A 228-nucleotide genomic window follows, 5' to 3' on the forward strand; every position below is an offset into this window, starting at 1 on the left:
GCTTGAAGTAAGGTCGGCCTTGGGGAGGGTCCACGTAATATGCACCGTTGTCGATAGGTTCGTAGCCGTTTCCATTAGGGTTGTAATCTTTGGGAGGATTAACGATGTACGGGCGGTTGTCAATAGGTTCGTAGCCGTTTCCTTGAGCGTTGGCCATAGCCAGCAGAGCGAGGACGAAAATCATGAAGAATTTCATTTTTATATGATCACGAGTTATCACAGGCGAAA

Annotated in this window: 1 protein-coding gene; it reads right to left on the minus strand. The window is 47.4% G+C overall.

Annotated elements, in window-relative coordinates:
- Positions 1–196 (minus strand): hypothetical protein (locus tag F0L68_RS44300; RefSeq protein ID WP_223199659.1); only part of this gene is annotated, 196 nt, incomplete at its 3' end.
- Between the last annotated feature and the right edge of the window lie 32 nt (positions 197–228).

The organism is Solihabitans fulvus (assembly GCF_008386585.1).
Classification (GTDB): Bacteria; Actinomycetota; Actinomycetes; order Mycobacteriales; family Pseudonocardiaceae; genus Solihabitans; species Solihabitans fulvus.